At 65.6% G+C, this 14,760-nt stretch carries 12 protein-coding genes; 6 read left to right on the top strand and 6 right to left on the bottom strand.

Annotated features, from left to right (window positions below; translation table 11 throughout):
* Positions 1-22: 22 nt before the first annotated feature.
* From HD842_RS06635 to HD842_RS06625, 3 genes are read left to right on the top strand one after another with little or no spacing between them, the layout of a single operon-like run.
* The gene (locus HD842_RS06635; RefSeq protein ID WP_183552466.1) at positions 23-1,372 is read left to right on the top strand and encodes an ATP-binding protein; all 1,350 of its coding nucleotides are present in this window, start codon (positions 23-25) and stop codon (positions 1,370-1,372) included.
* Positions 1,359-1,898 (top strand): response regulator transcription factor, encoded by a 540-nt coding sequence (locus HD842_RS06630; RefSeq protein ID WP_183552464.1) that lies wholly within the window; start codon positions 1,359-1,361, stop codon positions 1,896-1,898. Before HD842_RS06635 ends, HD842_RS06630 begins: the two co-directional genes overlap by 14 nt.
* Positions 1,899-1,900: 2 nt before the next feature.
* Entirely contained in the window at positions 1,901-2,332 is a 432-nt protein-coding gene (locus tag HD842_RS06625) for a c-type cytochrome (RefSeq protein WP_183552462.1), read from the top strand.
* A 39-nt stretch (positions 2,333-2,371) separates the two neighbouring features.
* Here HD842_RS06625 and HD842_RS06620 read toward each other — a convergent pair whose 3' ends face one another.
* The 4 genes from HD842_RS06620 to HD842_RS06605 form a co-directional block, all read right to left on the bottom strand.
* Entirely contained in the window at positions 2,372-2,893 is a 522-nt protein-coding gene (locus tag HD842_RS06620) for a PEP-CTERM sorting domain-containing protein (RefSeq protein WP_183552460.1), read from the bottom strand.
* 149 nt (positions 2,894-3,042) lie between these two features.
* On the bottom strand, positions 3,043-4,623 hold the full coding sequence (locus HD842_RS06615) for an ATP-binding response regulator (protein WP_183552458.1): 1,581 nt from the start codon (positions 4,621-4,623) through the stop codon (positions 3,043-3,045).
* Between the two features lie 82 nt (positions 4,624-4,705).
* Positions 4,706-5,467 carry a ZIP family metal transporter gene (locus HD842_RS06610; protein ID WP_183552456.1) on the bottom strand — a complete coding sequence of 254 codons (762 nt, stop codon included), beginning with the start codon at positions 5,465-5,467 and terminating at the stop codon, positions 4,706-4,708.
* 216 nt (positions 5,468-5,683) lie between these two features.
* Positions 5,684-6,184 (bottom strand): MarR family winged helix-turn-helix transcriptional regulator, encoded by a 501-nt coding sequence (locus HD842_RS06605; protein WP_183552454.1) that lies wholly within the window; start codon positions 6,182-6,184, stop codon positions 5,684-5,686.
* Between the two features lie 116 nt (positions 6,185-6,300).
* Between HD842_RS06605 and HD842_RS06600 the strand changes: the two genes are divergently transcribed.
* The gene (locus HD842_RS06600) at positions 6,301-9,144 is read left to right on the top strand and encodes a bifunctional diguanylate cyclase/phosphodiesterase (protein ID WP_183552452.1); all 2,844 of its coding nucleotides are present in this window, start codon (positions 6,301-6,303) and stop codon (positions 9,142-9,144) included.
* A gap of 84 nt (positions 9,145-9,228) precedes the next feature.
* Positions 9,229-11,703: a penicillin-binding protein 1A gene (locus HD842_RS06595; protein WP_183552450.1), complete on the top strand. Its 2,475-nt coding sequence runs from the start codon at positions 9,229-9,231 to the stop codon at positions 11,701-11,703.
* Here HD842_RS06595 and HD842_RS06590 read toward each other — a convergent pair.
* Positions 11,669-12,238 carry a M23 family metallopeptidase gene (locus HD842_RS06590; RefSeq protein ID WP_183552448.1) on the bottom strand — a complete coding sequence of 190 codons (570 nt, stop codon included), beginning with the start codon at positions 12,236-12,238 and terminating at the stop codon, positions 11,669-11,671. The genes HD842_RS06595 and HD842_RS06590 overlap by 35 nt on opposite strands.
* 128 nt (positions 12,239-12,366) lie before the next feature.
* Between HD842_RS06590 and HD842_RS06585 the strand changes: the two genes are divergently transcribed.
* Positions 12,367-12,852, top strand: a complete 486-nt coding sequence (locus HD842_RS06585; protein WP_183552446.1) for an META domain-containing protein — start codon at positions 12,367-12,369, stop codon at positions 12,850-12,852.
* On the opposite strand, the gene HD842_RS06580 is transcribed toward HD842_RS06585, so the two are convergent.
* Positions 12,842-14,632, bottom strand: a complete 1,791-nt coding sequence (locus HD842_RS06580) for a sensor histidine kinase (RefSeq protein WP_183552444.1) — start codon at positions 14,630-14,632, stop codon at positions 12,842-12,844. The two genes, HD842_RS06585 and HD842_RS06580, sit on opposite strands and share 11 nt — an antisense overlap.
* Positions 14,633-14,760 lie beyond the last annotated feature (128 nt).

Here is a 14,760-nt window from a genome sequence, read left to right as displayed (position 1 = left end):
GGCATTGAACAGACGGGTTTCGATGCAATCTCCACTGGATTTCTTCGCCCGGGCGGCGCGCACGTCGCCGTCGGCGGCGGCTGCGAACGTGGAATTCGCCGCCGGCCACAAGAACATGCTGCAGCTGATCGAGCTGCGCTGGATCGCCGTCATCGGCCAGGTCACCACCATCGCCGTCGCGATCCTGCTGTTCGGGATCGCGCTGCCGCTGGTGCACATGCTGCAGGTGCTCTCGTGCCTGATCGCCTTCAATATCGCCAGCCACCTGCGCTGGCACGAACGCCGGCCGGTCTCGAACGGCGAGATGTTCATGGCCATCCTGGTCGATGTCTCGAGTCTGACCGTGCTGCTGTACCTGTCCGGCGGCACCACCAATCCGTTTGCGTTTCTGTACCTGCTGCAGGTCATCGTCTCGGCCGTGCTGCTCGAGGTGCTGTGGACCTGGAGCATCGTCGTCATCACGATCACCTGCATGGCGGGACTGGCGGCGTTTGCCGAGCCGCTCCCGCTGCCGTTCGACCATGAGCGCGGCATCGGCAGCCTGTATGTCCAGGGCTTGCTGGTCTGCTTCGCGCTCAATGCCGGTCTGCTGGTGCTGTTCGTCTCGCGCATCTCGAACAATGTGCGCGACAAGGCGACCCAACTGGCGGCGCTGCGTCAGAGCGCAACCGAAGAAGAGCATATCGTGCGCATGGGCCTGCTTGCCAGCGGCGCCGCCCATGAACTGGGCACGCCGCTGTCGACCGTCTCGGTGATCCTGGGCGACTGGAAGCGCATGCCCGCATTTCGTGACGACGCCGAGCTGCTCGGCGAACTGACCGAGATGCAGACGCAGCTCAAACGCTGCAAGTCGATCGTCAGCGGCATCCTGCTCTCGGCCGGCGAAGCGCGCGGCGAATCGGCCGAACGGACCACGGTGCGGGGCTTTCTCGATGGCCTGGTCGAACGGTGGCAGGCCAGCCGCCCGGTGCGCACTTTCACGTACAATAATCGCATCGCCGACGACTGGCCGGTGGCGAGCGATTCGGCGCTGCGCCAGACAGTCGACAACCTGCTCGACAACGCGCTGGAAGCCTCGCCCGACTGGGTCTGCTTCGATGCGCACATCGACGAGCGTACGCTGGTGCTGTCCGTGCTCGACCGTGGTCCCGGCTTTGCGTCTAGCATGCTGGCGCAATTTGGCAAACCGTACCAGTCCACCAAGGGCAAACCCGGCGGTGGTCTGGGGTTGTTTCTGGCCGTGAACGTCGTGCGCAAGCTCGGCGGCACGGTGACGGCGACCAACCGGCCGGAAGGCGGCGCCGTGGTCATGCTGCGACTGCCGATGTCGGCCATTGAACTGGAAGAGGAACTGAACGATGCCGAACCCTGAGCCGCTGCTGCTCATCATCGAAGACGACGAAGCCTTCGCCCGCACGCTGAGCCGCTCATTCGAGCGGCGCGGTTACCGCGTGCTGGGCGCCACCGGCCATGATGAAGCCGCTGCCATCCTGGCGCAGCACAATCCCGGCTACGCCGTGGTCGACCTGAAGCTCAAGGGCCAGACGTCGGGCCTGGCCTGTGTGCAACTGCTACACGAGCACGACCCCGACATGCTCATCGTGGTGCTGACGGGCTTTGCCAGCATCGCCACCGCGGTCGAGGCGATCAAGCTGGGCGCCGTCCAGTACCTGGCCAAGCCATCGGACGCCGACGATATCGAGGCGGCATTTGGCCATGTGGCCGGCAGCGCCGAAATCGAGGTGACGAACCGCTCGACGTCGATCAAGACGCTGGAATGGGAACGCATTCACGCGGTGCTGGCCGAGACCGATTTCAATATTTCCGAGGCCGCGCGCCGGCTGGGCATGCATCGCCGCACACTGGCGCGCAAGCTTGAGAAGCAGCGGGTGAAGTAATCATGCGCGCGTTCATTATTGGTGTTGCGCTGTTGCTGGGAACGGGTGCCGAGACGCTGGCGGCACCGGCACCGGCACCCGCATCGGCACCCGCTCAGGCGCAGGTCGATGCCGGCCGCCGTCTGTTCGCGCGCTGCACGAACTGTCACGAGGTGGGCGCGGGCGCCCGCAATGGTTTCGGGCCGCAGTTGAACGGGATCGTGGGCCGTAAGGCCGGCAGCGCCCCTGCATATGCCTACTCGGCGGCGTTGAAACAGGCAGGTTTCGTCTGGGACGAGCAGAAGCTGGTCGCGTTCATTCGCAATAGCGAAAAGGTCGTACCGGGTAACAAGATGCGTTTTCTCAGCTTCATGAGCGAGAAGCAGGGGGCCGAGATCGTGGCCTATCTGCGCACGCAGGGTGCGGTGGCTGCGCCGCCTGCGCCGAAAAGATAGCAAGGCTGGTTCAGCACAGCCTTGTCGATCGCATGATGATTACCTGGCCTGACGCCGCTTGCGCGATGCGAGCAGGACACCCAGGCCGCCGAGCAGCAGCGCAGTGCTGGCTGGTTCCGGCACGTCGACCGGTGGTGGCACTGCATCCAGATCCGTGATGGTCAGCGAATATCTGCCAGTGCCCAGGTACTCGCTCAGTGCAAACTTGCCCAGGCGGAAGGTCGGGCTGAATTCCGAACCCGTGTAGAGCTGGACACCATCGGTGCTCAACAGCACGCTATCGCCGAAATAGTCCTCGATCTGCATCCCGCCACCGATGGCCTCGCTGAAGAAGGTGAGATCGGTGTAGTCGAAGAACGAACCAGGGAAATCGCCGAAAACGTCTTCCAGCACAAAGCCTTCGCCTTCGCCGACAGCATCCGGCGAGACGGTCGAATTCAATTGCCAGCTGGCCGTGTAATCGCCGGTCAGCTGGAACTGGTACAGCGCTGCATTGGCCACGCCAGCCGAAAACAGCATGGTGGCAAGGGCGGCACTCCTCAAGTGTTTGATCAGTTTCACAGAGCACTCCGTTCTATTAAGGGATGGATGAACATGTAGGTGACATCGAAATCCGAACATTGCTGTTGCGATATCATATAAGCACGTACCGTGCCTGTTCAAAATCCTCAATACCAACAAGTACTTAAATTAATTGACCTTGATCTGTGTCATACATTTGTAAGATTGTTCGACAACGTTCGCGCATCGAATAGGCTCAACAGTGCTTCCATCTGCACTGGCTTGTTCAAATGATGGTCAATTCTTGCATCGACCGAGCGCTGGCGCGACTCGGCGTCGCTCCAGCCCGTCAACGCGACAATGAAGGTCGTGTCGTCCAGCAAGCCCTGGGCACGTGCAGTGATGGCGACCTCGTAGCCGGACATGTCGGGTAAGCCAATATCGAGCAACAAGACGCGGTAGCGATCCTGGGCCAGCGCGGCAAGAGCGGCGGCGCCCGTATGGGCGATGTGCACGTCGAAACCGTGCAGTGCGAGCAGCGCCTGCAACAGCTCGGCGGCATCGACATTGTCGTCCACGACCAGCACCGACGGCGCCTGCCGGGGCGCTGCGGCCGTTGCCGGCAATGGCGCGGCGATAGCCGTTGCGTGCACTTCGGTGCTGATCGGCAGGGCGATCTCGAACGATGCGCCGCGGCCGTGGCCGTCGCTGTGCGCGGTGAGCGTGCCGCCGTGACGCAGGACCAGGTCGCGCGTCAGCGCCAGGCCGATGCCCAGGCCACTATTGCCATCGTTGCCGCTGCGGCCTTCCTGCGTGAACATGTCGAACAGGCGCGGGAGCATGTCCGGCGAAATGCCACGGCCCGTATCGGTGACCCGGATCCGGGCCATGCCATCGGCCCCGGTGCTGATGTAGAGATGGATGTCGCCCTGATTGGCCGAGAACTTGAAGGCATTGTGCAACAGGTTCGACACGCACTGGGCGATGCGGGTGCTGTCGACGTCCACGGGAATAGGTTGTGGCGGCAGTGTCAGCTGGAAGTTGGCGGCGGATTGTTCGATCATCGGCGCGCTCGTTTCCAGCGCGCTGGCGATCACGTCACGCAGGTCGGCCGGCGCAACCTGCAGCGTCAGCTTGGCCGAGTGGATACGCGACGCGTCGAGCAGGTCGTCGACCAGCCGCGTCAGTTGCAGCCCCTGGCGCGTGATGATGGCCGCAGCGCGCGCCAGGGGTTCATCGTTACCCGCGCGCATGGCGATCAGCTGGGCCGCCGACAGGATCGGCGCCAGCGGATTGCGCAGCTCGTGCGCCAGCATTGCGATGAAGACGTCTTTTTGCCGGTTTGCTTCGCTCAGCTCGGCCTGGCGCGCCACCAGCGCATCTTCGCTTTCGCGCAAGCGGGTGCCGGTCGTGCGCAGCTTGCGCATGGCCAGGTTCATGCGCTCGATAGCGAGGCAATCGACAACCAGGATCGACGCGAAAAACACCAGCGCGATCAGGTCGCTGTGCGCCATGGCGGCCGGCGCCAGGCGCGGGCCCATGAAGAATGCCCAGGCCGCCCACGTACTCAGAAACGCGGTCAGCAGGCCCGGCCCGAGACCGGCCAGGTAGGCCGCCAGCAGTACCGCAGGGAAGAACGACAGAAACGGGAAACCGCGCGCCGGCAGGATGTCCACCAGCATGAAACGGGCTGCCAGCGCCACGACGAACAGGAACAGCGCAAACAGATAGCGCAGTGCGAGCGGCGCCGCGCCGTCACGCCAGGTGCCGCCGGAAAACTGGGGTTGCATATTTAGGAGGAAGTAGGGATTGCGACGCCAGGGAGGGGGCGTCGCTTGAAAAGGTGATTATAAACAGTAATGCACGGCAAGTTCACGAAGAAAGCTTGCTCAGTGTAAAGGCGGCGAGAAACCCCGCCGCGACGATCAGGCCAGCAAAATCATGGGTCTCATCGAAGGCCTCGGGGATCATCGTGTCGACCACCATCGCCAGCACGCCCCCGGCCGCCACCGCCGTGGTTGCGGCCAGCATTTCAGGCGGGAGCTGGTGAAACAGCGTGAAGCCCATCGTCGCCGCCAGGCCCGAGGCGAGGGCAATCGCCGCCCAGATGCCCAGGATGTACCCGGTCGAATGCCCGGCGCGCTTCATGCCCGCGGCGCTGGACAATCCTTCCGGCAGGTTCGACAGGAACACCGCCGCCACCATTGCCATGCTGACGCCCTGGCCGCCCAGCAGCGACAGGCCGATGACGATCGACTCCGGAATCCCGTCCAGCAGGGCGCCGATGGCAATGGCCGTGCCGCTGGCTTTGGCCTTGGGATCGGCGCCCTCCTGCGGTGTCGAGCGTTTGCGGTGCTTGGCGCCCTTGCGCGCCAGCAGCCAGTTGGCGCCCGTATAGATGCCTGCGCCGACCACGAACCCGGCGGCCGTCGAGGCAAGCCCACCGGTCTCGAGCGCTTCATCCATCAGTTCGAACGACAGCGCCGAAATCAGCACGCCGCTGCCGAACGCCATGACGGCTGCGACCAGACGCTTGGGCACAGCATAACGCACCCCGATCCCGGCACCCAGCATCAGCGCGCCGCCTGCCAACAATCCCCATCCACCTGCCTGCAACCAGCCTGCTATTTCCATACCTGTTCCTGTCGTGTTCGCGTGTGCGGCGCCCTCCTGTGTCCATTGGCACAAATAAGGTTGCCTTGATTATACTTTTCGGGCAATATAGGGACGTGGCAAGTGGGTCGTTCGACCACCTTGCCCCGATCAGCGAAGAGGCGGTCAGCCCGCTTCTTTTCGTCCCCCGCATTCGTCGGGGGGCTTTTTTTTCCCGGTGTTTCCCGCGTGTTCCTGTTATGACTGGCCGAGCGGAATCTTGCCCGCCGCTTCATCGGCATCGAGTCGCGCGATCAATGTGCCCAAGTCCTGTTCGAGCCGAAGCAGCGTCGATTCATCGAGCGTGGCTAGGGCATTGGGCAGCACGCCGGCAAGGGGCGCCGGGGCGCGGCGCAGCACCTCCTGACCGGCCGGCAGCACGCGCAGGGCAACGCTGCGCCGGTCGGTGCCTTCGCGCGCTGCAGTCACATAGCCGCGCTCGACCAGGCCGCGTACCAGATTGCTGGCCGTGGACTGGTGGATATCGAGCGCTCGGCTCAGGCTGGTGGCGCCGATGCCGGGCTGGCTGTCGATCACCGACAGCGCCCAGACCTGGGCGCCGCCCAGCCCGGATTCGTGTTCGAGCTGGCGAAAATGGGTCTTGACCGCATTGAAGACGATACGGAATTGACGCAGCACGCGTTGGGGCGGCGCATCGGGCGGCAAGGGCTGGGGAGGGGCTTGGGGTTCGGACGACATGCGCGAGATGATAATGCAAGCGTTGTCAAAACACATCATCGCACGGCAGATTCTTGTGCGGAAACGCCGTATCAACGCTGCGCCCGGGCCTCGCATTCTGCGCTAGCATCTGCTGTATGTACAGCGTATCCGCCCGCCGCTCATTGGGTACCGGACGCGGCCTGTCGAGGGCCGCGGTGGTCACCTGTCTGCTTGGACTGATGCTGACCGCGGCGCTGTGCGGCGTCGTGCGCACGCTGGAGACCGAGCGCGCCAACGCCGAATTCGCGCAGCGCGCCGGCGTGCGCGTGGCCGCAGTGACGCAGGCTTTTTTTAAAGCCGTCGATGCGGCGCGCGCCGTCAATCTGTTTTTCCGCGCGTCGCACCATATCTCGCGCGAAGAATTCGATGCGTTTGCGCTGCCGCTGGTGGCGAATCACGGTTACCTGAAGGCGATCGTGTTCCAGCGCTTCGTCAGCGCTGCCGAGCGCCCGGCATTCGAAGCCGAACGCCGGGCCTTCTGGCCAGACTTCCAGATCCGTGAGCGCGCGGCGGGTGGCGCCGCGGGTGGCGCTGCTGGTGGCGCTGCGGGGCTGGTGCGCGCCGGCGAGCGTCCGCTTTATCTGGTCAACGATTACGTTACGCCCATCCTCGGCAATGCGATCGCGTTCGGCAGTGACGTATGGTCGCATCCGCCGCTGCGCCGTGTCAGCCAGACGGCGATCGATGCCGGCGCACCGGTCGCCAGTCCGCTCGTCACGCTGCTGCAGGGCGGCGGTGGGCGCCGCGGCATCCTGATCACCGTGCCGGTCTACCGGGGCAACGAGCGCCCCGCTGACGTGTTTGCGCGCCGCGCCGCCGTGGTAGGCCATACCGAGGTCGTGATCGATGTCGCGCTGCTGGTGGGCGGCACACTGCATGCAGTTCGGTTGCTGGATGACGATGCCGTGGGTTTGTCGCTGCAGGGGCCGGATGTCGATGGCCAGATCGTGACGGCCTATCGGCATGGCCCTGCCGCGCGCACCGCCGGCTGGCTTTCCCGTATAAGCGACGGCAACACGCTGCGCCATGTCGAATCCGTCGACATCGCCGGCAGCCACTGGCAGGTCGTGGTCGAGGAGCAGTCGCAGGCGTTCGGGCGTCACGCGGGCGAGCTGGTGACGCTGGCGCTGGGCCTGGTCCTGAGCGCCGCCACCGCCACGCTCGTGCAGCAACGGGTGGCGCGCACGCGCCGCATCGAAGCACTGGTCAGGCAGCGCACCGCCGCGCTCGAACGGGCGACCGGCTCGCTGCGCGTGTACGAGCGGGCGATGGCGTCCAGCGCCAATCCGATCCTGCTGGTCGATGCGCGTGCATCGGGTTATCCGATCGGCTACGCCAATCCGGCCTGCGAGCGCACCTTCGGCTATGCGCCGCAGGAACTGGCCGGCCAGCCGCTCGCGCTCCTGCTCGGCGCGGACATCGAGCAGCCGTCGGTGCAGGTGCTGTTGGCGTCGCTGCGCCAGCAACGCGAGGAAAACGCCCTCGTGACGATGCACGCGCGCGACGGCGCCGAACTGATCACCGATGTCTACATCGCGCCCGTGCGCCGTGCGGACGGCAAGGTCGGCCATTTCGTCGTGACCGTCTACGATGTCACCACTGCCAAGCGTTACGAGGCCGAACTCGAGCGCCATGCCCGTTACGATACGCTGACGGGCCTGGCCAACCGCGCGCTGCTGGCCGACCGCATCGAGCGTGCGACTGCCGCCGCCACGACCGGAATGTCGGTGTGGGTCGTGCTGCTCGACATCAATCACTTCAAGCTGATCAACGATACGCTGGGCCGCGCTGCCGGCGACGCGGCGCTGCGCCTGCTGGCCACGCGCATCAAGCGCACGCTGCCCCCGCTCGACACGGCGGCGCGTGTCGGCGGCGACGACTTCGTGCTGGTGTTGTGCGGGTGCAGCGATGAACGCCAGGCCGCCACGCGCATCCGGCAGGTGCGCGATGCGGTGGCCGAACCATTGCAGCTCGGCGACCAGCACCTGGTGCTCGGCTGCAGCGCCGGCGTGGCGGCCTGGCCGGCCGATGGCGCCGACGCCGACACGCTGGTCAAGCATGCCGAAATCGCGATGTACCGCGCCAAGTTGGACGGCCGCAATGGGGTCCAGTTCTATGCGCCGCACATGAATGCGCAGGCATCCGACCGGCTGGCGCTGGAAAGCGCGCTGCGGCGCGCGCTGCACGAGCAGCAGTTCACACTGCATTTCCAGCCCCAGATCGACCTGGCCACGGGCCGCGTCGTGGGCACCGAGGCGCTGATCCGCTGGCGCCACCCGCTGCTGGGCACGATCCAGCCGGAGCGTTTCATCGGTCTGGCCGAAGAGACGGGCCTGATCGTGCCGATCGGCGCATGGGTGCTGCAGACGGCGTGCCTCCAGAACCGGCAGTGGCAACGCAGCGGCCTGGGGCCGCTGCGCATCGCCGTGAACCTGTCGGCGCGCCAGCTGGCCGAGCCCGGCCTGCTGGACAGCGTCGAGCGCGTGCTGCAGGACACCGGCCTGCCGCCGGCGTCGCTCGAGATCGAGCTGACCGAAAGCATGATGATGGGCGACATCGAGTCGGCCATCCACACGATGGCGTGTTTCAAGCGCATGGGCGTGAAGCTGTCGATCGACGATTTCGGCACCGGCTACTCCAGCCTGCAATACCTGAAGCGCCTGCCGGTGGACGTTCTCAAGATCGACCGCTCGTTCGTCCAGGACATGGTGGGCAGCGCCGACGGCGCGGCGCTGGTCGACGCCATCATTTCGCTGGCCCACGGCCTGCGCATGCACGTCATTGCCGAAGGCGTCGAGACGATCGCGCAGCTCGACTTTCTGCGCGGCGCCGGGTGCGACTCGGTGCAGGGCCACGTCTACAGCCGCCCGCAGACGGGGGAACGGATCGAGGTACTGCTGCGCGCCGGCCACATCGAGCCGAAGACCAGCACCGCGTGACGCCTAACGCAACGGCGTGCCGGGTGCAGGCCACCGGTCGGCTATACTTGCCGAATTGACAGATTGAGCAGGCAGGGATAGCGCGTGGACCAACAGCAGAACGATGACAACACGGGCAGCACGCCTGCGCCGACCTTCCAGCAACGCTTGCAACGCCTTGTCCGGCGTGGTGTCACCGGGGCCCGGACCGGGGCCGGCGCGCTCAGGTCCGGCGCGCAGCAGCGCCTGCACGGGCGGCCAATGCCGGTCAAGCTAGCGCTGATCGCCTTGTGGACGATGGCGGCCGGGCTGATGGCGATCTTCGCCTGGCTATTGGTGCTGATTCCGCTGACGCCCGGCATCGACGACCTGGAACAGGCGAGCCAGGCGCGCCCGACCGTGATCCTGGATGCGGGCGGCAAGTCGCTCGGCACCTTTGAACAGGGCCTGCAGGAGCGCGTCAAGCTGTCGCAGGTCTCGCCCCATGTCGTCAAGGCGCTGATCTCGACCGAAGACCACCGCTTCTACGATCACCACGGCATCGACTTCCGGCGCGTGGGTGGCGCCCTGTGGTCGAGCGTGAAAGGCACCCCGCAGGGCGGCTCGACGATCACGCAGCAACTGGCGCGCAATATGTTCCCGCAGGAGATCGGCCGGGCGCGCAGCATCAACCGCAAGATGAAGGAACTGATCACGGCGATCAAGATCGAGAACACCTACAGCAAGACGCAGATTCTCGAGGCCTACCTGAACACGGTGCCGTTCCTGTACAACGCGTACGGCATCGAAATGGCTGCGCGTACCTATTTCAACAAGCCGGCGTCCAAACTCGATGTGCTCGAGTCGGCCACGCTGGTGGGCATGCTCAAGGGAACGCACTACTACAACCCGGTGGCCAATCCGGTGCGCTCGCTGGCGCGCCGCAATGTCGTGCTGGGCCAGATGCGCAAGCACGGCGCGTTCGACGAGCGGCGCTATGCGGCGCTGATCAAACGCCCGCTGCGCCTGCGCTTTGCGCGCCTGCCGGACCGCAGCGGCAAGGACAACCATTTCAGCGCGTATGTGCGCAAGTGGCTGCTTGACTGGGCCGACGAAAACGATGTCAATCTGCAGCTCGATGGCCTGGTTGTGCGCACGACGCTCGACACAGCGCTGCAGGCCGACGCCGAGCGCGCCGTCAAGCGCCAGGCCGACATGCTGCAGGCCATCGCCGATGTCGAATGGGCCAATCCGAATGTCCCGCGCTCGACGTCCGGCGGCATGTACACGTCGATGCGGCGCAATGTCGATCCGTTTTCGTACTACTGGATCACGCACGGGCGCGAGCTCGACGCGTTCGTGCGCGAGACGGGCGCGTACCGCAATGCCGTCGAAGGCGGCGAAGCGCCAGCGGACGCACTCAAGCGCATCAAGGCCGACCGCAGTTTCATGGCCGACCTGAAAAGCGCCAAGTCACGCCTGGAAGCAGGTTTTGTCGCGATCGATCCGGCCACCGGTGAGGTCAAAGCCTGGGTCGGCAGCCGTGACTTCGAGCGCGACCAGTTCGACCACGTGGCCCAGGCCGCACGCCAGCCGGGCTCGACCTTCAAGCCGATCGTCTATGGCGCTGCGCTCGAGCGGGGCATCCCGCAGGACCAGATGTACCGCGACGTGGTGCAGTCCTTCCGTGGCGCGAATGGCAGCGTCTGGAAACCAACCGACATGAGCGGCAACACGGGCCGCGCGATGTCGATGCGCGAGGGCTTGATCTTCTCGAAAAACACGATCACCGCGCAGGTGAGTCAGGAAGTGGGTCTGCAACCGATCATCGACCTGGCCCAGCGCCTGGGCATCCGCCAGAGCAAGCTCGAGGCCGTGCCGGCACTGGCGCTGGGCACCAGTCCGGTGACGCTGCTGGAAATGGTCAGCAGCTATGCGACCATTGCCGCGCAGGGCGAATACCGCAAGCCGATTTTTGTTCGCCGCATCGAAGACCGTGACGGCAACGTGATTGCCGATTTCGGCGGCAGCGCGCCCGAGCGCGCCATGTCGCAGCAGTCGGCCCTGACCCTGATCGACATGCTGCGCGGCGTCGTCACGCGCGGCACCGGTGCCGGTGTGCGCAGCCGCTTCGGCATTTATGGCGACGTCGCCGGCAAGACCGGCACCACGCAGAACAACACCGATGGCTGGTTCATCATGATGCATCCGAACCTCGTGGCGGGCGCCTGGGTGGGCTTCAACGACAACCGCGTGGCCATCCGCAGCACCTATTGGGGGCAGGGCGGCCACAACGCAGCGCTGCTGGTGGGCGACTTCTTCCGCGGCGCGTTCGATTCAAAACGCCTCGATGCGGCAGCCTTGCTCCCGGGTGGCAAACGCCCGGAGCCGCGCCGCTACGAAGAAGAAGCGCCCGAGGAAGAGATGTTCGAAGAAGCCCCGATCGAACTGGCGCCGGGATCGCGCGCCGATCAGCTGGATTTCCTGCAGCAGCCCGTGCCGATCCAGCAGGAGGAGCCGATCGAGGTCACCGAGCCGCCGCAGCAGCAGGAGCAGCAGCCAGCATCTAGCGGCCAGGTGCCGCCGACGCCGATTCCTTAGCCGTCGTATCCGCCGCCTGCTCGGCGCGCAGCAGCGGGTACGGGTTGATGGCGCCGCCCGTCTCGTAGATGCCGTAATGCAGGTGCGGCGGCGTGCCTTTTGCATTGCCCGTATTGCCGACGTACCCAAGCACACGGCCGGTCTCGATGCGCATGCCGGCCTCGACGTCGGAATACCGGTCCAGGTGCGCATAATAATGGCGCTGGCCGCCCGGCCCGATGACCCAGACCACCAGGCCGCCAAGACGGTTGGTGCCGACCTGCGCCACGATGCCTTCGGTGCTCGACAACACCGGCGTGCCGCGCTTGGCGAAGATGTCGATGCCCTCGTGCTTGCGGCCTTCGCTGCGCGCGCCACCCCAGGTGTCGCGCAGCGCGCGGACCGCAACGCCGTCAACGGGCACTGGCAGCGCCGTGGGCTTGGGCATCGACGCCAGCCGCATCGTGTACAGCGCCCGTTCGATGGTGGGTTGGAGCAGGGCGTAGCCCAGGATCAGGATGACGGCAACCACGAGGGCGCGCAGGAAGATTCGCATGGTGGTCTCGTATTGACAAGGTGATATCAATCAGGTGGGGGCGCTTTGGCAGATTCCCAGCCTGCAGGGCGGGTCATCCTTTGCAGATGCGATATTCTGGGCGTCTACTATCTCTGGAAAGAACCGCTATGCGCGCAAGCCTTTGTCTCCTGTCCATCAGCCTCGCCCTGGGCGCCTGCTCCAGCATGCCTTCAACTGCACCTGCAAATTCTCCCTCGACCGCACCCGCGACGGCCGCCGCAACACCCACGCTGGCCGGCACGAGCTGGCGCCTGACGTCGTTCCAGGCGAACGACGACGGCAGTCAGGCGCTGCGGCCCGCTTCGCCGGATGCCTTTACGCTGTCGTTCGGCCAGGATGGTCGCCTGGCTGTCAAGCTCGATTGCAATCGCGGCAACGGTCCGTGGCAGGCCGTAGCCACCGATGCGACGGGCGGCACCTTGAGCCTGGGGCCGGTTGCAACGACGCGCGCAATGTGTCCGCCCGACGCGGTGGATTCGCGCCTGGCGCAGGATCTGCCGGCGCTGCGTACCTGGCGCCTGCAGGACAATCGCCTGCACACGGGTTTGCCAGCCGACGCTGGTGACTATGTATGGGAACGCATCACGCCGTAGCCGGCACGCGCACGACGAAGCAACTGCCCTTGCCGGGCCCGTCGCTGTGGACGGCGACGGTGCCGCCGTGCAGGGCGGTGAGCTGCTTGACCAGCGCCAGGCCCAGGCCCAGGCCGCCCTGGCCGCGGTCGATGCTCGTCGGCCCCTGCACCAGCACGTCGAAGATCAGCGGATGCAACTCCGGCGCGATGCCCACGCCGCTGTCGCTGACGCTGATTGCCACCTGCTCCCCATCGCGCCAGACACGCACGTCGACACGGCCGCCTTTGGGCGTGTACTTGATGGCGTTGTGCAGCAGGTTGTCGACCACCTGTTCCAGGCGCGTGCGGTCGCCATCGACCCAGGCGTCCGGTTCTGTCTCGATGGTCCAGGCATGGGCGCCGGCATCGACCAGCGCCTTGGCCTCGGCGCTGCTGCGCACGACCTGCGCCACATCGATACGGGCGCGGTGCAGCACGATCTTGCCCGACAGGATGCGCTGAACGTCGAGCAGGTCGTCCACAATGCAGGTCAGGTGGCGCATCTGGCGCCGACTGATGTCGCGCGCATTGGCTGCGACCTGCGGCTTGAGGTTCGGCATGTCCAGCACCGACATCGCGCCCGAGATCGCCGCCAGCGGATTGCGCAGTTCGTGACCCAGCATGGCAAGAAAATCATCCTTGGCCCGGCTCTGCGCCTCGGCCAGACGGCGCGCGCGCTGCTCGCTGACCAGCAACTGTTCGCGTTCGTCCTGCAGCGACTTGCGCACCTGGCTTTCACTGGACAGCGCTTCGCTGGTGCGGGCCAGGCCTTCGACCAATGCATCGACTTCCTCGACCCGGGTGCGGGCAGGCAGGGCGATGGCGCCATCGGCCAAGAGCGTAACGGCTGCCGCCGCCTGGCTCAGCGCCCGCTCGAGCGTACGCCCGAGATACAAGACGATGGCCACGGCCAGGCCCAGCAGCAGCACCAGCACGAGCGCCGCATACCAGGTCGCCGTGCGCGCGGCCGCTTCGATCTGCGCCACCGGTACACCGATGACGATGGTCCAGTCACTGCTTTTTGAACGCGTGAACACGCCGTACACGTCGCGCCCATCCTGCGTCACATGGCGAAACACGCCGTGGTTCGCAGCGCGCGTGGCGGCCAGGAAATCCGCTCCCATCGGCTGGCCGAGCGTGTCCGACCCGCGGTTGCGCATGATGGCCAGCCCGTTGCGATCGAAAATCCCGACCTTCCAGTCGGCGCCGATGGCGTCATGGCGCAGGATGCGCTCGAAGAAGCGCACGTCGAAGATCTGGCTGACGATGTTGTACTGGCCATCCTCGAGCGGGGCCGCCACGCTGACGGCGACGGTCGGCAGTCCCGAATATTCGTCGATGAAGTAGCCCGACACGAGGGTGCCGCCGGCGAGTGACACCTGGCTCGCCCAGTCGCGGGTTTTCGATAATAGTTTGGTGCCGACCGGCGCTTGGGTGGTGAACAGTTCGCGGCCTTTGCTGTCGTACAGCACGGTCCAGGATTGGGCATTGTTGGCGTTCGTGCTCGAGGTCCAGCGATGCAGGCGTGCATAGTCTTGCTGGCGCATGCCTTCCGAATAGGCGACAGCGCGCAGCGACGCCTCTGCGGCGGCGATCTCGCGGTCGATCTGGAAGGCGGTGGCGCGGGCCATCTCGCGCACGCTGCGCAAGCGCGATTCGCGTTCCCAGTCAAGCAGCATGGACAGGCCGATCCATGAGGCGATTGCCACGGGTAGCAGGATCGCCCCTGCCATCAGGAACAGGTAAGTGCGGGTTTTCATGGATAGGCGGCGACGGGCGCGACAAGAAGGCGGAATGCAGCAGATGCTGCGCGCCGTGCCGGGTAAGCGCGTATTGTACTTAAGTTAATAATTGGATGCGTCAACGTGACGTGCGCGTGCAGGCCGGG

This window comes from Massilia aurea, from assembly GCF_014200505.1.
In the GTDB taxonomy this organism is placed as follows: Bacteria; Pseudomonadota; Gammaproteobacteria; order Burkholderiales; family Burkholderiaceae_D; genus Telluria; species Telluria aurea_B.
The sequence above is the reverse complement of the archived record's forward strand: the minus strand, read 5'-3'. Positions and strand labels throughout refer to the sequence as shown.